Source organism: Bradyrhizobium sp. BR 10261 (assembly GCF_019455395.1).
Lineage (GTDB): Bacteria > Pseudomonadota > Alphaproteobacteria > Rhizobiales > Xanthobacteraceae > Bradyrhizobium > Bradyrhizobium manausense.
Genome location: NZ_JACOFQ010000001.1, coordinates 65,216 through 82,738 on the forward strand (window position 1 = coordinate 65,216; position 17,523 = coordinate 82,738).

Annotated in this window: 20 protein-coding genes; 13 read left to right on the plus strand and 7 right to left on the minus strand. The window is 64.2% G+C overall.

Annotation, left to right across the window (positions count from 1 at the left end):
• Positions 1–152 precede the first annotated feature (152 nt).
• The 6 genes from HYH07_RS00305 to HYH07_RS00330 all read left to right on the plus strand — a co-directional run bounded on the left by HYH07_RS00305 (position 153) and on the right by HYH07_RS00330 (position 4,915).
• Positions 153–1,112, plus strand: coding sequence for an N-carbamoyl-D-amino-acid hydrolase (locus HYH07_RS00305; RefSeq protein WP_220000573.1), 960 nt, complete (start codon positions 153–155; stop codon positions 1,110–1,112).
• Positions 1,113–1,387: 275 nt separating this feature from the next.
• Positions 1,388–1,942 (plus strand): TetR/AcrR family transcriptional regulator, encoded by a 555-nt coding sequence (locus HYH07_RS00310; RefSeq protein WP_228749132.1) that lies wholly within the window; start codon positions 1,388–1,390, stop codon positions 1,940–1,942.
• Between the two features lie 69 nt (positions 1,943–2,011).
• Positions 2,012–3,205: an MFS transporter gene (locus HYH07_RS00315; protein ID WP_220000575.1), complete on the plus strand. Its 1,194-nt coding sequence runs from the start codon at positions 2,012–2,014 to the stop codon at positions 3,203–3,205.
• 141 nt (positions 3,206–3,346) lie between these two features.
• Positions 3,347–3,766: a DUF4118 domain-containing protein gene (locus HYH07_RS00320; protein ID WP_220000576.1), complete on the plus strand. Its 420-nt coding sequence runs from the start codon at positions 3,347–3,349 to the stop codon at positions 3,764–3,766.
• A gap of 134 nt (positions 3,767–3,900) precedes the next feature.
• Complete coding sequence (locus HYH07_RS00325; RefSeq protein WP_220000877.1) at positions 3,901–4,098, plus strand: hypothetical protein; 198 nt, start codon at positions 3,901–3,903, stop codon at positions 4,096–4,098.
• A 604-nt stretch (positions 4,099–4,702) separates the two neighbouring features.
• Positions 4,703–4,915, plus strand: a complete 213-nt coding sequence (locus tag HYH07_RS00330; protein WP_057753734.1) for a hypothetical protein — start codon at positions 4,703–4,705, stop codon at positions 4,913–4,915.
• 143 nt (positions 4,916–5,058) lie between these two features.
• Here the strand turns inward: HYH07_RS00330 and HYH07_RS00335 are convergent, their stop codons facing one another.
• Positions 5,059–5,892, minus strand: coding sequence for a universal stress protein (locus HYH07_RS00335; protein WP_220000577.1), 834 nt, complete (start codon positions 5,890–5,892; stop codon positions 5,059–5,061).
• Between the two features lie 212 nt (positions 5,893–6,104).
• On the opposite strand from HYH07_RS00335, the gene HYH07_RS00340 reads away from it, so the two are divergent.
• Both HYH07_RS00340 and HYH07_RS00345 read left to right on the plus strand, forming a co-directional pair.
• Complete coding sequence (locus tag HYH07_RS00340) at positions 6,105–7,652, plus strand: Do family serine endopeptidase (protein WP_220000578.1); 1,548 nt, start codon at positions 6,105–6,107, stop codon at positions 7,650–7,652.
• A gap of 276 nt (positions 7,653–7,928) precedes the next feature.
• Positions 7,929–8,291, plus strand: a complete 363-nt coding sequence (locus tag HYH07_RS00345) for a hypothetical protein (RefSeq protein ID WP_220000579.1) — start codon at positions 7,929–7,931, stop codon at positions 8,289–8,291.
• 12 nt (positions 8,292–8,303) lie between these two features.
• Here the strand turns inward: HYH07_RS00345 and HYH07_RS00350 are convergent, their stop codons facing one another.
• Together HYH07_RS00350 and HYH07_RS00355 are read right to left on the minus strand one after the other, a co-directional pair.
• Positions 8,304–8,570, minus strand: coding sequence for a DUF6496 domain-containing protein (locus HYH07_RS00350; RefSeq protein WP_220000580.1), 267 nt, complete (start codon positions 8,568–8,570; stop codon positions 8,304–8,306).
• A gap of 75 nt (positions 8,571–8,645) precedes the next feature.
• Positions 8,646–8,858, minus strand: a complete 213-nt coding sequence (locus HYH07_RS00355) for a DUF3072 domain-containing protein (protein WP_220000581.1) — start codon at positions 8,856–8,858, stop codon at positions 8,646–8,648.
• Positions 8,859–8,972: 114 nt separating this feature from the next.
• Here HYH07_RS00355 and HYH07_RS00360 point away from each other — a divergent pair, with 114 nt between their 5' ends.
• The 4 genes from HYH07_RS00360 to HYH07_RS00375 all read left to right on the plus strand — a co-directional run bounded on the left by HYH07_RS00360 (position 8,973) and on the right by HYH07_RS00375 (position 10,299).
• Positions 8,973–9,182: a hypothetical protein gene (locus HYH07_RS00360; RefSeq protein WP_220000582.1), complete on the plus strand. Its 210-nt coding sequence runs from the start codon at positions 8,973–8,975 to the stop codon at positions 9,180–9,182.
• Positions 9,183–9,206: 24 nt separating this feature from the next.
• Positions 9,207–9,416, plus strand: coding sequence for a hypothetical protein (locus HYH07_RS00365; protein ID WP_220000583.1), 210 nt, complete (start codon positions 9,207–9,209; stop codon positions 9,414–9,416).
• Between the two features lie 34 nt (positions 9,417–9,450).
• Entirely contained in the window at positions 9,451–9,651 is a 201-nt protein-coding gene (locus HYH07_RS00370; protein WP_220000584.1) for a hypothetical protein, read from the plus strand.
• Between the two features lie 87 nt (positions 9,652–9,738).
• Positions 9,739–10,299 carry a type 1 glutamine amidotransferase domain-containing protein gene (locus HYH07_RS00375; protein ID WP_220000585.1) on the plus strand — a complete coding sequence of 187 codons (561 nt, stop codon included), beginning with the start codon at positions 9,739–9,741 and terminating at the stop codon, positions 10,297–10,299.
• Positions 10,300–10,364: 65 nt separating this feature from the next.
• Here HYH07_RS00375 and HYH07_RS00380 read toward each other — a convergent pair whose 3' ends face one another.
• Positions 10,365–10,601: a hypothetical protein gene (locus HYH07_RS00380; protein WP_057753714.1), complete on the minus strand. Its 237-nt coding sequence runs from the start codon at positions 10,599–10,601 to the stop codon at positions 10,365–10,367.
• A gap of 96 nt (positions 10,602–10,697) precedes the next feature.
• A complete protein-coding gene (locus HYH07_RS00385; RefSeq protein WP_228749134.1) occupies positions 10,698–11,054 on the minus strand; it encodes a hypothetical protein in 357 nt (118 codons plus the stop codon).
• Positions 11,055–11,110: 56 nt separating this feature from the next.
• Between HYH07_RS00385 and HYH07_RS00390 the strand changes: the two genes are divergently transcribed.
• Positions 11,111–11,332 (plus strand): hypothetical protein, encoded by a 222-nt coding sequence (locus HYH07_RS00390; protein ID WP_220000586.1) that lies wholly within the window; start codon positions 11,111–11,113, stop codon positions 11,330–11,332.
• On the opposite strand, the gene HYH07_RS00395 is transcribed toward HYH07_RS00390, so the two are convergent.
• Entirely contained in the window at positions 11,329–12,822 is a 1,494-nt protein-coding gene (locus HYH07_RS00395) for an HWE histidine kinase domain-containing protein (protein ID WP_220000587.1), read from the minus strand. The two genes, HYH07_RS00390 and HYH07_RS00395, sit on opposite strands and share 4 nt — an antisense overlap.
• A 14-nt stretch (positions 12,823–12,836) precedes the next feature.
• Positions 12,837–17,523: HAMP domain-containing protein (locus HYH07_RS00400; RefSeq protein WP_228749135.1), on the minus strand; the 4,687-nt coding region annotated here is incomplete at its 5' end.

Genomic DNA, 17,523 nt, shown 5'->3' on the forward strand with positions numbered 1-17,523 from the left:
GGAATGCCTGATTGCGCCGAAATTCCTTGCCGCGTCAGATCGAACAGGCGCGGAATGTGCATACGCCCGGCTGGAGGAGCCCGGCTGGATATGCGCGACTGGATATTTGCGGCGGGGCTCGGGAAAACCGGTGAGCGAATGAGGGCAAACGCGTGGCGAGATTTTTGACCGTTGCAGCCGGCCAGCTTGGTCCGATCGCCAGACGCGAGACTCGGACCGAGGTCGTGGCGCGGCTGATGGCGTTGATGCGCCAGGCCAAGGCCAATGGCTGCGATCTGATCGTCTATCCCGAGCTCGCGCTGACCACGTTCTTTCCGCGCTGGTATTTTGAGGATCAGTCCGAGATCGACAGCTTCTTTGAACGCGAGATGCCGGGGCCGGAGACGCAAGCGCTGTTCGATCTCGCGCGCGAGAGCGGCATCGGCTTTTGTCTCGGCTATGCGGAGCTCGCGGTCGAGGCCGGTCGCGTCCATCGCTACAACACGTCGATCCTCGTCGACAAAAGCGGCGCGACGCTTGCGAAGTACCGCAAGGTCCATCTGCCCGGTCATGCCGAGCATGAGCCCTGGCGCAAGTTTCAGCATCTGGAGAAGCGCTATTTCGAGCCCGGCTCCGGCTTCGGCGTCACCACCGCCTTCGGCGGTAGGATGGGAATGGCCATCTGCAACGATCGCCGCTGGAGCGAGACCTACCGGGTGATGGGCCTGCAGGGCGTCGAGATGGTGATGATCGGCTACAACACGCCGGTGCACAATCCGCCGGCGCCGGAGCACGACGATCTCTCGCTGTTCCACAATCATCTGGTGATGCAATCGGGCGCATACCAGAACGGCACCTTCGTGGTCGGCGTCGCCAAGGCCGGCGTTGAGGAGGGCGTCGATCATATCGGCGGCAGCTGCATCATCGCGCCATCAGGCGAGATCATCGCGCGATGCACCACCAAGGGCGACGAGCTCGCGCTCGCCCGCTGCGATCTCGATCTCTGCAACTCCTACAAGCGCACCACCTTCAATTTCGATGTTCACCGCCAGCCGCGGGCATACGGGATGATCGTGGAACGAAAGGGCGTGACGACCATGGCTGACGGGACGCCGGTGAAGCCGAAGGGGTGATCGCTCTCGCCTTCGTCATTCCGGGTCGTTGCGCAGCATCGAGTCTCGTAAGGTGGGCAAAGCGAAAGCGTGCCCACCTTTCGTCTCCGCATTCGCGAAAGATGGTGGGCACGGCGTTTCGCGCCTTTGCCCACCCTACGAGAGCCAGGGACCACCAATCACGGCCAATTGTCTTTATTTGGAAACGATCATTCCCTATTATCCCGCAAATGCAAAAGGTCGCCCGAAGATCCGAGCCATCAGCCCATCCCCCCGGTCGGCCCCGGGAGTTCGACATGGACACCGCGCTGGACGGCGCCATCAGGGTGTTTTGCGAGCGCGGTTATCATGCGACCTCGATCGGAGAGCTGACGGCGGCCATGCGGCTGGCGACCGGGAGCGTCTACAAGGCGTTTCGCGACAAGCATGCCGTCTTCCTTGCCGCCTTCGAGCGCTACGTCGCGGTGCGGAGCGAGCAGACCCGCAGCGCGGCCGCGCGCGGCACCAATGGCCGCGAGCGGGTGCGCAACGTGCTGCACTCCTATGTCGAGCACTCGCAAGGCGCAGAGGGGCGACGCGGCTGCATCGTGGTCGGCAGCGCGGTCGAGCTGTCGGCGGTCGATCCGGTGATGCGTGCGCGCGTCACGACGCAGCTCAAGACCAACGAAAGCTTCATCGCCGGCCTCATTCGCGAGGGCCAGGCCGACGGCTCGATCCCTGATCATGTCGACGCCGACGATACCGCGCGGCTGATGATCTGCATGACGCAGGGGCTGCGCGTCGCCGGCAAGGCGCGCCTGCCGCTCGACGGCGGGCGCCTGGTCGGCGTCGCGCTGAAGCTGCTTGCCTGAGATATTGCCGCATTAGGAAATGAACGTTTCCTATATGGAATCGTCTATGGAAGTCCTGGAGAGTTTGGAATGACGATGAATGCCACGATCGAGACCGCGCCCGAGCCGGATGCGGTGTCACAACGACTGACCTTCGTGCTTGCCGCGGCCTGTGGCATGGTCGCCGCCAATATCTATTATGCCCAGCCGCTGATCGCCCCGATCAGCGCCGCGCTCGGGCTGTCGCATGCGGCGGCCGGCCTGATCGTGACCATGACGCAGATCGGCTATGGCACGGGCTTGCTGTTTATCGTCCCGCTTGGTGATCTCGTCGAGAACCGCACCTTGATCTGCACCGTCATCGCGCTCGGTGCGGCGGCGCTGGTGGCGGCCGGCTTTGCCACCCACGCGCTGCCGTTCCTGATCGCGGCGCTGTTCATCGGCCTCGGCTCGGTCGCGGTGCAGATCATCATTCCCTATGCCGCTCATATGGCGCCGGAAGCCATTCGCGGCAGGGTCGTCGGCAACGTCTCGACCGGATTGATGCTCGGCATCATGCTGGCGCGGCCGGCCTCGAGCTTCGTCACCGCGGCGCTGTCCTGGCATGCGGTGTTCTTCTGCTCGGCGGCATTGATGATCGCGCTCATCGTCGTGCTTCGCCTCACCCTGCCGCGGCGCAGGCCGGTGGCGCGGATGCATTACGGCGCGTTGCTGCTGTCGATGCCGCATCTGGTGCGGACGATGCCGCTGCTGCGGCGCCGCGCGCTCTACCAGGCCGGCCTGTTCGGCGCCTTCGCCCTGTTCTGGACGGTCGTGCCGCTCCAGCTTGCCGGCCAATTCGGCTTCACCCAGAGCGGCATCGCGCTGTTTGCGCTCGCCGGCGTGTCAGGCGTGTTCGCGGCGCCGATCGCGGGGCGGCTCGCCGATCACGGCCACAGCCGCATCGCCACGCTTGCGGCGATGCTGTTCGTCGCCCTCGGCTTCCTCGTCACGCATGTCGGCGCGGCCGGATCGATGCTCAACCTCGCCTGTTTGGTCGTCGCCGCGATCGCGATCGATTTCGGCGTGCAGGGCAATGTCGTGCTGGGCTTCCGCGCCATCTTCGTGCTCGGACACGAGCACCGCAGTCGCCTCAACGGCCTCTATATGGCGACGTTCTTCGCCGCCGGTGCGGCCGGATCCGCGGTCGGCGCCTGGGCCTTCGCGCAAGGCGGCTGGACGCTGGCCTCGGCCATTGGCCTTGCACTGCCGGTCGCGAGCCTGATCTATGCCACGACCGAGTAGCGGTACGATTGTGTGACGCAGCCAGCCGTTTACCAGCCTCGGATGGTCGGGCCTAGGCGCCCAATTTGCGCCTCGCAGATTCCCTGCAGCTGTAGTACTTTGGTCGCAAGCGGCCTGGTTAAGGGCGGCGGGGGAGGCCCTATGAGGCGTGCGGGACTGGTTGGCGTACCGCGAGTACGGCCATGGTCGTGGCAGGCGTTTCTGCTCGGACTTATTGCGGTCGCGGTGTCGGCTGCGCTTCAAGCTATCTGCGTCGCGCTCGGCGCAAAACTCTATTTCGCGACGTTCCTGCCCAGCCTGTTCGTGCTCGGTCTCGTTGCCGGTGCGCCGGCGGCCATCTTCGCAGCTCTGCTCACCGTTCCACTGGTCTGGTGGGCATTCATGCCGCCGGTCTTCGAGATCTCGCCGCTGACCGCTGCCGACGCGGATTCCATCAACCTGTTCTTCCTGCTTGCCGTACTCCTGATCGGCCTTGCCGATCTCTGCCGCAAGGCCATGGCCATCATCAGCCGTGGCGGGTTGAAGTCGCCGGGCGAGAGCGCGGCAACGAATTCTCAATAGAGGGTGATGCGCGATCAGGCCGTTGCGCGCGCGCAACAGTCCGGCAACCATCCATGCAGCCGGATCGCGCCGCTAACTTTTCGAAAAAGATTTGGCCGCAATTTCTCCCGCGGGAATACGAGGGAGTTTTCGTCATGAACGGGCACGCCATTTTCGAGAACGTGCGCCGCTATCGCGGCATCGCATCGCTGTATCGCCAGACCGCGGCGTTTCGTCCGAGCCAGCGCTGGTCGCTGTTGGAGCAGGCCAGCGAGTGGGAAGCCCGCGCGCTGTCGGAACTGGAAGCCTATTTCGCCGCGCGGGCCGATTTCGCCACGCCGCGCGCCGCCTGATCGTTAACCATCGCCGGCTGCATGCCGGCAGGATACGTGGGCCATACGGAGTTACGGCGTCGGCCCGGCATGCTAGCCATTCGCCGACCAATTCCATCACGACGACCGGGCGCGCGATGACCACCTTCAACCAAATCTTCACCACAGAGCGTCTGCTCCAGATCATCGTCATTCTGGCGGCGACGATCGCCATGAAGCTGATGGGCTGAAGGCGGCACCATCGCTTGCCGAAATCGGGTCCTTCGGGCAGATCGCTCCGCCTCTCTGCACATTCCGTCGCCGAAGGGGTGGAGACGGAGGCGCAGCGCCCCATCGTGAAGGCGAGGCCTGCGAGGAAATGCAGGGCTATCTCATCGGGCGGCTGGAACCGATCGAACGCTATTTCGATTTGATCGGCGTCAATCTCGAGCGCCGGCGTTACGCCTAAAAGTATGACGAATGCCGCACTCGGTTTCGCTGACAGGAACCAATGTGCGTCTGCACATTTCCTTCGAGTCCACGGAGGTTAATTGGGCTGGCGCACGCAGAAAATGTTTTGCACAATCGCCATCGACCTGACGCAAATCAGGGCAATAAGCCCGGTGTAAATGCGAGGGAGGGTATCATGGAGAACGTACGTCGCTACCGCGCGCTGGCGTCCCTCTGTCGCCAGCAGGCTGCCTATCGGCCGCTGCAGAACTGGCAGCTGCTCGGTCAGGCCGAACATTTCGAACATCTCGCCGAGATCGCGCTGAAAGCGCATTTCGAGGCGTGCAATGCGCAGCGCGAAGACGACGCGATCGCCGCCGCGGCATGGGAGACGTCGGCTGCGGCGTGATGTCAGCCGTTTGCATCTTCGCGGAAGCGGAATGCATTTTGATTGAATCGACATAATCCATAAACTGCGAACACCTCCCCCCGCTGGTCCCCGGTGGGGAGAGGTGCTCTGAGGTAGCCGATCGAACCCAACGTCATCATGCTCTAATGTGACATCAGCGTAGGGACGGTCATGGCTTCCAGCATGGCGCGCGTGACGCCGCCGAGAAAGCGCTCCTGCAAGCGGGAATGGCCGTAGCCACCCATCACCAGCAGATCGAGGTTTTCGTCGGCTGCCAGCGACAGGATGGTCGGCTGGATATCGGCCCGTGTAGCCGACAGACTGATCGTGCGGGCCGAGAGGCCGCGCCGTCCGAGGTGCTTGGCCAGATTGTTCGCCGAGGCGTCGGGGGCGGTGTCGCCCTCGTTGATCGCAATGATCGCGATCTGCTCGGCGCGCGCGAGGAATGTAGCTGCATCGCGGAGCGCACGCGCCGCGACGCGGCTGCCGTCCCAGCAGATGCCGATCCGCTTCGCCTTGAAGGCCCCGCGAAAGGTGTATGGCAGGAACAGCACCGGACCACCGGCCTGGAACAGAATCTCGCGCGGGACCTCGTTGTCGAACGTCACGTGCTCGGGATCCGGTTGAAGCACGATGCTAAGGTCGTGCAGCCGCGCCATCTCGCCGAGTGAACCGGCTGCATCCACCGGAATCGCGCCGAGCGGGTGGCAGGTGCAGGAGATATCGGCGTTGCCCGCTTCGCTCCTGAAGACGGCAAGCGCGGCTTCGGCCCGCTCGACCGCGCGTTCGCGTTCCATCTCGAACACGGCCGCCACGGCAGCACCGCCCTCCATCACGTAGGCCGTGGTACTTGCGACATAGCCGACCGCGACCGCATCCACATGGGCATTGAGGCTGGCTGCGAGCGAGATCGAGCCGTCAATCACGGCGCGCATCGGTCGTTCGGTCGGGATGTGGACGAGAATGTCTTTGTACATGGCGGCGTCTCCGATGGACATCATCCGATGGACGAAGTGTTTCACCGCCAGCAGGGCTCGCGTTGAGCTGCATCAAATCTGCGGCGAGGATGGTGCCCTGCGGCCGCCCGCCGCACTTTCTTTGCCAAGAATTAATCGCGTGGACGGGACGCCGTAAGGTGACGATGTCCATGTTGGGTGCAAGGCGACTTACCCAACATGGACATTTCGACATGATCGATCGCGTCAATTCCGACACCACCAGGACCCCCACAATTTTGAGGCCCCGCCGGCTCGCGCTGCTTGGCACCGTGGCCGCGCTGGGCGTGGCCGTGCTGGCGGCTTCTCCCGTTTCAACGCCGTTCGGCGTGTCCTCCCTGATTTCGCCTGCGCAGGCCGCTGAAAGCGCCGCAACGCCGCAGGGCTTCGGCGACCTCGTCAGCAAGGTCAAGCCGGCCGTCATTTCGGTGCGGGTGAAAATCGACCAGGACAACGACAAGAGCGCGATGCTGCAACAGAACCGGATGGATCAGGACGAAGAGTCCCCGTTCGACCAGTTCTCGCAGCAGTTCGGCTTCCGCGGCCCCGGCGGCATGAACGGCATGCCGCACCAGCGGCACCAGATGGTCACCGGCGAGGGCTCTGGCTTCTTCATCTCGGCCGACGGCTATGCCGTGACCAACAACCATGTCGTCGACCACGCCCAATCCGTTCAGGTGACGATGGACGACGGCACGATCTACACCGCGAAGGTGGTCGGCACCGATCCGAAGACCGATCTCGCGCTGATCAAGGTCGACGGCAACAAGGACTTTCCATTCGCGAAATTCTCCGACCAGAAGCCGCGGATCGGCGACTGGGTGGTCGCGGTCGGCAATCCGTTCGGCCTCGGCGGCACCGTGACGGCCGGCATCGTCTCGGCCAGCGGTCGCGACATCGGCAACGGCCCGTATGACGACTTCATCCAGATCGATGCGCCGATCAACAAGGGCAATTCCGGCGGTCCGGCCTTCGACATGAACGGCAACGTCATTGGCGTGAATACTGCGATCTACTCGCCCTCGGGCGGATCGGTCGGCATCGGCTTCGACATTCCGGCCTCGACCGCAAAGCTCGTCGTCGCGCAGCTCAAGGACAAGGGCGCCGTCACCCGCGGCTGGCTCGGCGTCCAGGTGCAGCCGGTGACCGCGGAGATCGCCGACAGCCTCGGCCTGAAGGCGGCACGCGGCGCGATCGTCGACAATCCGCAGGATGGCAGCCCGGCGGCAAAGGCCGGCATCGAGGCGGGCGACGTCATCACCGCGGTGAATGGCACCGCGATCAAGGATTCGCGCGATCTCGCCCGCACCATCGCCACCCTGGCGCCGGGTACGTCCGTGAAGCTCGACGTCGTCCACAAGGGTGACAGCAAGACGGTGACGCTCGCCCTCGGCGAGCTGCCGAACGAGCGGCAGGCCAAAGCAGGCAATCAGTCCGATGACGGCAAGACCCAGCAGACCCCCGGCACGCCGCGTCTCGGCCTCAGCCTGGCGCCATCAGGCGAAGTCCAGGGGGCCGGGCAGAAGGGCGTCGTGGTCACCGAAGTCGATCCGCAGGGACCGGCCGCGCAGCGTGGCATCCAGACCGGCGACGTCATCCTCAATGTCGGCGGCAAGGCTGTTTCCAACGTCGCGGAGGTCCGCTCCGAGCTGGCGCAAGCCAAATCATCAGGCAAGAACAGCGTGCTGTTGCAGGTGAAGAGTGCGGAGGCGACCCGGTTCGTCGCGGTGCCGCTCGCCTGATCTCGCGAGCCTGACGGCAAATTCAAAAGGCGGCCTTTCGGGCCGCCTTTTTCGTGCGCGCCTCTCGAGATACCCACAGGCCGACGATAACATTCTCGTTAACGGCAGCAATGATGACGGGTTCGTCCGAAAAAGCCGCGTTCGCTGGTCAGACTTCGCCAATACTGTTGCGCTTAGGCGGCAATGAAGCCGCAGAGGCAAGTTGCAGGAGTGGAACTTCGGACGTCCGGCTGTTTTGTTGGAACCGGCCGATGTCCGTATTTGATCGGTGCCGACATGGATCGATTGAAGCTCTCGCTGAAGCTCGGGCTGCTCGTCGCGCCCTTCCTGCTGTCGACCGGAAGCGCCTTGGGACGCGATGACGGTCGCTTCACCGACTCGCCGCTCAAACCCTGGTTCGACAGTTTGCGCAGCCATCTTGGTCCGTGCTGCTCGGATGCCGACGGCGTTGCCGTGGCCGATCCCGATTGGGACTCGCATAATGGTCACTACCGGGTGAGGCTCGACGGAGAATGGGTCGATGTCCCCGACGAAGCCGTGATCACCGAGCCAAATCGCGCCGGCCGCACCATGGTCTGGCCGGTCAAGACGGTGTTCGGCGTTTCGATCCGCTGCTTCATGCCCGGGAGCATGATCTGACGGCGGCCAGCGTCACCGCCTGGAGGATTTGCGCTTCGAGCTCTTCTTGCTCGTCTTTTTCTTGGACGTCTTTCGCTTCGACGCCTTCTTCGGCACCTTCTTGCCTTTCTTGCGCGCTTTCGACAGGCCGATCGCAATCGCCTGCTTGCGGCTCTTTACTCGTCCGCCGCGACCGCCGCGTCCGCTCTTGGCGGTGCCTTTCTTGTAGCGCCGCATCTCGCTCTCGACATCGCTGCCGGAGCTACGTGAATAGCGGCGCTTCTTTGCCTTGCGTGCCATCAGCTCTCTCCCATGGCTCTGCAAGAGAACAGGAGTGCTGACCCAATGTTCCAAAAGCGCCCGGCGACAGACCCTTCAGAAAGAGTTCGCGAGCTCGATCTCTGCCTCCAGGATCTGGATGCGGCGTGCGGCTTCGGCAAAGGACAGATCGCGATCGTATTGCGCGGGCTGGTAGGCCTCCTCGCTCAGCCGCTTGAGCCGCAGCCCCTGCGCCCGGGTCATCTGCTCCATCAGAAAAGCCTTGGCGTTCGGAAAAGTCTTGGCGTCGTATTTACCCTGAACCTGCATCTTGCTCTCCATCCTGAATTCGTGGCTTGACTATATGTTCTTATTTTGTTCTAACAAGCCATGGACAACAGAATTAATGAAATTCGACGTAAAATCAGCGCCTTGAGGCTGGAGATGGCGGATGTCGAGGCGTCCGTGCGCGATCTCGTCAATCGCGACCGCGATTGCAGCGAACGGGCGAGAGCGCAGATCGAGCTGCGCCGGAAGATCAACCTGCTGATCAGCGAATGGAAGGCCGCGGGCGGCGGCGAGGTGTTGCCGGACATCCGCCACCGGGTGCGTCTGCGTCCGCTGAAGAACGAGAACAGGCCGGTACGCCGCTGAGGCGCTGGTGAAGGGAGGCTGGCCGTGGAGGAAGACCCGGACACCTACCGGATTCTGAGACTGCGCGCCGAGATCCTCGAATTGGGCTCCGCCATCCGGCAATTGCAGCGGGAAGGCCTCGACGACGCCGCCGCCCAGATCCTGATCGCGCGCAAGCGGGCCCGGCTCGATCAACTCGTGAAGACGAGCTCCGCAGTCCGTCCCCTTAACATCCCTGACATCCGACGCAGCTAAAGCGGTCGCGCGACGCGACAAGCGGAGTTCGTCCATGCCGGATGCCGAAATGGCCGCCTTGCTGCAGGCGGTGCTCGATGAAGTCTGCGCAGGCGTACCCGCGTGGGACACGACGACGCGCGAGCGCGTTGCGATGCGATTGCGTGCAACCGCACGCCAGGACCGCTGCTCATTCGAGGATCTGAAGCGGGCTGGGCGGGACGCGCTGACCCGCGCGCCGACGATGTGGCGGTGAGGGACGTCCCGATGTGAATGCGGTTTCAGGAACGATCGCACCGCGCCTGATTTGACTGCGACCACCCCGAAACAGAAGGAGTGTTCCATGGAGCTCAGCGGCAAGACCATTGCGATTCTCGCCACCCATGGCTTCGAGCAGTCGGAACTGGAGGTGCCGCGCGACCGTCTGAAGAAAGCCGGCGCGACGGTTCACGTGATCTCGCTCGCGGAAGGGGAGATCAAGGGCTGGGACATGAAGGATTGGGGCCGGCCGGTGAAGGTCGACAAGACACTCGATCAGGCCGTCAGCACCGACTACGACGCAATCGTTCTGCCCGGCGGGCAGATCAATCCCGACCTCCTGCGCGTGCAGCCAAAGGCGCTGGCCTTCATCAAGGAGATCTTCAACGCCAAGAAGGTCGTCGCTGCCGTCTGCCATGCGCCTTGGCTGCTGATCGAGACCGGCATCGCCAAGGGCCGCAAGATGACGTCCTACAAATCGATCAAGACCGACGTGATCAACGCCGGCGCGTTGTGGGAAGATTCGCAAGTGGTGGTCGACCAGGGCGTGATCACGTCGCGCAATCCCGGCGACCTCGAAGCCTTCAGTGCCAAGATCATCGAAGAGATCAAGGAAGGGCGCCATAGCCAACGCAGTGCAGCGTGAGCGCACTCACGCGCAACGAGAAGCCCCGCGTCGCCGCGGGGCTTCTTATTGCCGTAAGCCCGCGCTTACTTGCTCTGGCCGTTCTGGGGCGCGGTCATGCTGCCACCATGATCGCTGCCGGGGCCAGAACCGCCCTGGCCTGACGGATCGGGCGGAACGGTCTTCTTCATGTTCGCTCCCGTGGTGGTCTGCGACATGGAGGAGGAGTGATGCTTCTTGTGCGACTTGGCCTGCGCAGCGAACGGCGCGGCGGCAAGGCCGGTGGCCAGCATCACGGCAAGAGCGAGCTTGATCGTCTTCATGTAAGGGAACTCCCTGAGTTGAATTGACGCAGGAGCCAACCGCCATTTGCCGCAGGAGTTCCGAAGAATATTCGTCGCGCGCGTTTCGCGCCTGCCTCAAGTTTCCTTGTCCTCGTTGAGAATGAATACGACGCCGGTCAACGAGGCGCCGATTGCAAAGGTCGTCACCATCGTTGCAACAAACACCAGGGCCGCCGCACGCCCGCCATGGTTCAGCAATTCCGCAACCGCAGGATTGGCCAGAATGAGTGCGAGCGTGAACATCAGGCCGAGTGCAGCGCCCATCATCGCATGGGTCATCAGCTTTATCACGCCGGTGGGAGAGATCAAACTTGGGGATCTGTTTGGCGACTTTTTTGCGCGCATGAAACTGCCGATCGATCTGGCATGCAAACGCGGGCCGTCACGACGCGGTTCCATTGCGCATAAAGGATTTGTCATCATCCGCTTCATCCGGCGTTCATGCCGGCCTTGCCAGGATGTAGGCCATCAACACGGGAACATCAGCTATGGGTAAGGTGGTCTTTCTCTATCGATCGCTGGCCTACCGTAACGCGGCGGCCGACATATTGCGCAAGGCGCGCAAGCTGCCGCGTGGTGCAGACCGCAGCGCGGCCCTTCGCTACGCGAAGGCGCTGCGCGATCTCGCGCAAACGGAAGCCTGGCTCGAAGGGCGCATCGCCGATGAACCGCGGTCGATATCGCGGCTGAAGGTCGCCGCGTCGCGTTAACCCGACGCGCGCTGAAGCTCGGGAGAGCTGTTGGTCTCGAACTTGTCCTGCGCCGCCGCTGTCGCCGCACTCTTGTGCGTCAAGGGGACTTCGAGACGGCACAGCAGGCCCTCCGAACGCCAATCGAATTGCGCCTGTCCGCCAAGCTGGGATTCGACGCTGGCGAGCAGGCTTCTTGTTCCGAAGCCGCGCGATTTCGGCGTCCTGACCAGCGGCCCGCCGGTCTCGTCCCACGTCAGGATGAGGAGGTCGTTGTCGGCCTGCCAGCTGATCGCGAGCCGCCCAGACCGCGTCGAGAGCGCGCCATACTTGGCCGAGTTGGTGAAGAGCTCATGCAGCGCCAGGGCCAGCGTCTGCGCAGTGGCCGGCACCAATTGCACTTCGGGACCGGCCAGCTTGATCTGTCCGCCGAGCGAGTAGGGCGCCAGCTCCTCCTCGATCAGCTTGGAGAGCTCGGCGCCCTGCCAGCTCGACAAGGAGAGGATGGTGTGCACGCGCGCGAGCGCATTGATGCGTCCCTCCACGGCATTGACGTAAGCCTTGACCTCGTCGGCGCGGGTGAGGCGCACGATCGACTGCGCCAGCGCCAGCGCGTTCTTGGCGCGGTGATCGACCTCGCGCGCCAGCAAGTTCTGGCGTTCCTCGGCCCGTTTGCGTTCGGTGATATCGACGGTGACGCCGCTCACCCGCACGACGCGACCGCTCGCATCCGCGGATGCGGCCGCCGTGCCGACGCACCAGCGCACCTCGCCGTCGGGCCGAACGATGCGGAATTCGGTCTCATAGGCGCGCGTTCCTTTGTTGAATTCGGCGATGGCCTTGCGCAGCTGATCGACGTCGTCTGGATGCAAGAGTGCCTGAACGTTGACCGGGTTGACTTCGAAGTTCTCGGGGCTCACGCCAAAGATGCGATATTGCCCGTCGTCCCACATCCAGTCGCCGCTGAGCCAATCCCAATCCCAGGATCCCATCTTGCCGGCGGCGATCGCCATGGTGCGTCGCTCTTCGCTCTCGCGCAGCTTTGCGGTCGAATTCTCCAGCTCGGCCGTACGGGCGCGGACGCGATCCTCGAGATCCTGGTTCAGCCGTTCGAGCTCGCGCGTCTTGCGATAGAGCTCGGCAAACACCTTGACCTTGGCGCGCAGCACTTCCGGGATGACAGGCACGGGCACGTAGTCGACCGCGCCCATCTCGTAGCCGCGCAGGCGGTCGATGTCGCTGACCTGAATGGCCGAGATGAAGATCATCGCGGTCTTCTGGAAGCGCGGATGCTCGCGGATCATGGCGGCGAGCTCGAAGCCGTCGAGCTCGGGCATGCAGACGTCGACCAGAATCACCGCGATCTCGGTCTTGAGCAGCACCTCCAGCGCCTCCCGGCCGGACGAGGCGACCACGAGATTCTCACCGAGCTCCTTCAGGATCACCTCATAGGCGAGCAGCTTGGCCGGCTGGTCGTCGACGAGGAGGATGTTGACCTTTTCGTGGTCCATTCTCGGATCCAAACTCAACGGTGCAGCCACATGCGGATCGCAAGCAGCAATTGGTCGGTGTTGACTGGCTTTGCGAGATAATCGGAGGCTCCTGCCTCCAGGCATTTCTCGCGATCGCCCTTCATCGCCTTCGCTGTCAGCGCGATGATCGGCAGGCGCAGGAAGGCCGGGTTCTCCCGGATCACGCCGATGGTCTGATAGCCATCCATCTGCGGCATCATGATGTCCATCAGCACGATGGCGATCTCCGGGTTGGATTCGACCAGCGCCACCGCCTCGCGCCCGGTGGTCGCCGTCAGCACCTTCATGCCGCGCCGTTCCAGCACGCTCGACAGCGCGAAGATGTTACGGGCGTCGTCGTCGACCAGCAGCGCGGTCTTGCCGATCAGGTCCTCGTCGGAACTGTTGAGCTTCTCCAGCATGCGCTGCTTCTCGACCGGCAGCTCGGTGATCACGCGGTGCAGGAACAGCGCGGTTTCATCGAGCAGACGTTCGGGCGATTCCACGCCCTTGACCACGATGCTGCGCGCCATGGTGTGGAGTTCCGCATCTTCCTCGGCCGAGAGCTCGCGGCCGGTGAATACGACGACGGGAACGTTCGACAGCGCCTCGTCGCGCCGGATCTGGTCCAGCACCTCGAAGCCGCTCATGTCCGGCAGACGGAGGTCGAGCACCACACAGTCGCAAGGGGCCTCGCGGAGCATCGAAAGCGCGCCGGCACCGGTGTCGGTGGTCACGATCTCGATGTCGTCGTGGTGCAGCAGCTCGCGGATCGACAGCTGCTCGGCCTCGTTGTCCTCGACGATCAGGAGTCGTTTGCGCCTGGGACGCGCATATTCCTTGATCTGCGTCAGCGCTGCGGCAACGCCCTCGGTCGTCGTCGGCTTGTTGACGAAGGAGAAGGCGCCGCGTGCCAGCGCATGCTGGCGGTCCTCGTCGAGCGTGATGATCTGCACCGGGATGTGGCGCGTCAGCGGATTGTGCTTGAGCTGGCTCAGCACCGTCCATCCGAGCATGTCGGGCAGGAACACGTCGAGCGAAACGGCGCTCGGTTGATACTGCTTCGCAAGTTCAAGCGCCTCGGCTCCGCGCGCGGCGACCAGAACCTTGAAACCCTTGTCCCGCGCCAGGTCGACCAGAATCCGCGCATAATGCGGGTCGTCCTCCACGATCAGGAGGATGCTGTCGCCGGGCTCGATATTGAGGCGGTCGTCGGGCAGCTGCTCGATGGCCCGCTGTTGCTCCGGCGCGGCCGGCTGGAGCGCCGGCGGCTGGTTGTATTGTTGCGCTGCTGGCGCGCGCGGTGCCTGCGTCGGGCCAGAATATTTCAGCGGCAGATACAGCGTGAAGGTCGAGCCCTTGCCCGGTGAGCTACGCAGGTGGATTTCGCCGCCGAGCAGGCTCGCGAGCTCGCGGCTGATGGCAAGGCCAAGACCGGTGCCGCCATATTTGCGGCTGGTGCCGGCGTCCGCCTGCTGGAATGCCTCGAAGATCAGCTTCTGCTTCTCCAGGGGGATGCCGATGCCGGTGTCGGAGACCTCGAAAGCGATCACGGCCGGTGCCGAGTTCAGCACCGGGTGATCGGCGCCCCAGCCGCCGAGCGCGCCGGCGACCTTGAGCCGCACTTCGCCTTCAGCGGTGAACTTGAAGGCGTTGGAGAGCAGGTTCTTCAGCACCTGCTGCAGGCGCTTGGAGTCGGTGACGATGCTGCGGGCGAGGTTCGGATCGACGTCGATCTTGAACGACAGGTTGCGGTTCTCCGCCTCGTGCCGGAACGGCCGCCCGACCGTCTCGAGTAGGTTGGCCGTGAGGATTTCCTCGGCATCGACAGTCACCGTACCCGACTCGATCTTGGAGAGATCGAGAATGTCGCTGATGAGGTTGAGCAGGTCGGTGCCGGCGCCGTGGATGGTGCGGGCGAATTCGACCTGTTTGGGCGAGAGGTTGCCGTCCGGGTTGTCGGTGAGCTGCTGTCCCAGGATCAGGATAGAGTTCAGCGGCGTGCGCAGCTCGTGGCTCATATTGGCCAGGAATTCCGACTTGTACTTCGAGGTCAGCGCGAGCTCGGTCGCCTTTTCCTCGAGCGCGCGGCGGGCCTGCTCGATCTCCTGGTTCTTGCGCTCGACCTCGACGTTGCGCTCGGCGAGCTGCTGCGCCTTCTGCTCGAGCTGGTCGTTGGTCTGCTGCAATTCGCGCTGTTGCGTCTGCAGCTCGCCGGCGAGCTGCTGCGACTGCTTGAGCAGACCCTCGGTCTGCATCGTCGCTTCGATCGAGTTGAGCACGATGCCGATGGAGTCGGTGAGCTGCTCCAGGAAAGTCATCTGCGAGGTCGTGAACGAGGTCAGCGAGGCGAGCTCGATCACCGCCTTGACCTGGCCCTCGAACAGCACCGGCAGCACCACGAGGTTCTTCGGCGCGACGCGCAGCAGCGCCGAGTTGATCGGCACCACGTCGGCGGGGATGTCGGAAACCAGGCGTGGACGCCGGTCGACGGCGCACTGGCCGATCAGGCCGTCGCCGAACTGCAGCACGCGCTGATAGGGATAGACGCCATCGCCGGCATAGGAGGCGAGCAGCAGCAGCTGCGGGCTGTCTTCGTTCTCGACCTGGTAGATCACGCCGGTGTGCGCGTTCACCAGCGGCGACAGCTCGGTCAGCAGCAACCGGCCGACGGTGGCGAGATCGCGCTGACCCTGCAGCATATTGGTGAACTTGGCGAGGTTGGTCTTGAGCCAGTCCTGCTCGGTGTTCAGCTCCGTCGTGAGACGGAGGTTGGTGATCATGGTGTTGATGTTGTCCTTCAACTCCGCGACCTCGCCGCGGGCGTCGACCTGGATCGATCGCGTCAGATCGCCCTTGGTCACGGCGGTCGCCACTTCCGCGATCGCGCGCACCTGGGAGGTGAGGTTGGCCGCGAGCAGGTTGACGTTGCCGGTCAGATCCTTCCAGGTGCCGGCCGCGCCGGGCACGTCGGCCTGACCGCCGAGACGGCCTTCGACGCCGACTTCGCGCGCCACCGACGTCACCTGGTCGGCGAAGGTCGCCAGCGTCTCGGTCATGTTGTTGATGGTGTCGGCCAGCGCCGCAACCTCGCCCTTCGACTTCACGGTGAGGTTCTGCTTGAGGTCGCCATTGGCGACCGCGGTCACCACCTTGACGATGCCGCGGACCTGCTCGGTCAGGTTCGCCGCCATGAAGTTGACGGTGTCGGTGAGGTCCTTCCACGTGCCGGCGACGCCGGGCACCTGGGCCTGACCGCCGAGCTCGCCCTCGGTGCCGACCTCGCGCGCCACGCGCGTCACTTCGCCGGCAAACGCGTTGAGCTGGTCCACCATGGTGTTGATGGTGTTTTTCAGCTCGAGGATTTCGCCCTTCACGTCCACGGTGATCTTGCGCGACAGGTCGCCGCGGGCCACGGCGGTGGTGACCTCGGCGATGTTGCGGACCTGCGTCGTGAGGTTCGCCGCCAGCAGGTTGACGTTGTCGGTGAGGTCCTTCCAGGTGCCGCCGACGCCGGGCACGACGGCCTGACCGCCGAGCCGGCCTTCGGTGCCGACCTCGCGCGCGACGCGCGTCACTTCGGCGGCGAAGGAGCGGAGCTGCTCCACCATGGTGTTGAGGGTATCCTTCAGCAGCAGGATCTCGCCGCGGACGTCCACCGTGATCTTCTTGGAAAGGTCGCCGCCGGCGATCGCGGTCGCGACCTCGGCGATGTTGCGCACCTGCGCCGTCAGGTTCGAGGCCATGAAGTTGACGTTGTCGGTGAGGTCCTTCCAGGTGCCGGCAACACCGGGCACCTCGGCCTGGCCGCCGAGCTTGCCTTCGGTGCCGACCTCGCGCGCGACGCGCGTCACTTCGCCGGCGAAGCCGTTGAGCTGGTCCACCATGGTGTTGATGGTGTTCTTCAGCTCGAGGATTTCGCCCTTCACGTCAACGGTGATCTTGCGGGACAAGTCGCCGCGCGCCACGGCCGTAGTCACTTCGGCGATGTTGCGGACCTGGGCGGTGAGGTTGCCCGCCATCGAGTTCACGGAGTCCGTCAGGTCCTTCCAGGTGCCGGCGACGCCGGGCACGTTGGCCTGGCCGCCGAGACGGCCTTCGGTACCGACCTCGCGCGCCACGCGCGTCACCTCGCCCGCGAAGCGGTTGAGCTGGTCGACCATGGTGTTGAGCGTGTCCTTCAGCTGAAGGATTTCGCCGCGCACGTCCACCGTGATCTTGCGCGACAGGTCGCCGCCGGCGATGGCGGTCGCGACCTCGGCGATGTTGCGGACCTGGGCGGTGAGGTTGCCGGCCATCGAGTTGACGTTGTCGGTGAGGTCCTTCCAGGTGCCGGCCACACCAGGCACTTGCGCCTGACCGCCGAGCTTGCCTTCGGTGCCGACCTCGCGCGCGACGCGGGTGACTTCGCCGGCGAAGGCGTTGAGCTGGTCCACCATGGTGTTCAGCGTTTCCTTCAGCTGAAGGATTTCGCCCGACACGTTCACCGTGATCTTCTTCGACAGATCGCCCTTGGCGACCGCGGTCGCGACTTCGGCGATGTTGCGGACCTGGCCGGTCAGGTTCGAGGCCATCGAGTTGACCGAGTCCGTCAGGTCCTTCCAGGTACCGGCGACACCGCGCACCTGGGCCTGGCCGCCGAGCTTGCCTTCGGTGCCGACCTCGCGCGCCACGCGCGTCACTTCGCCGGCGAAGGCGTTG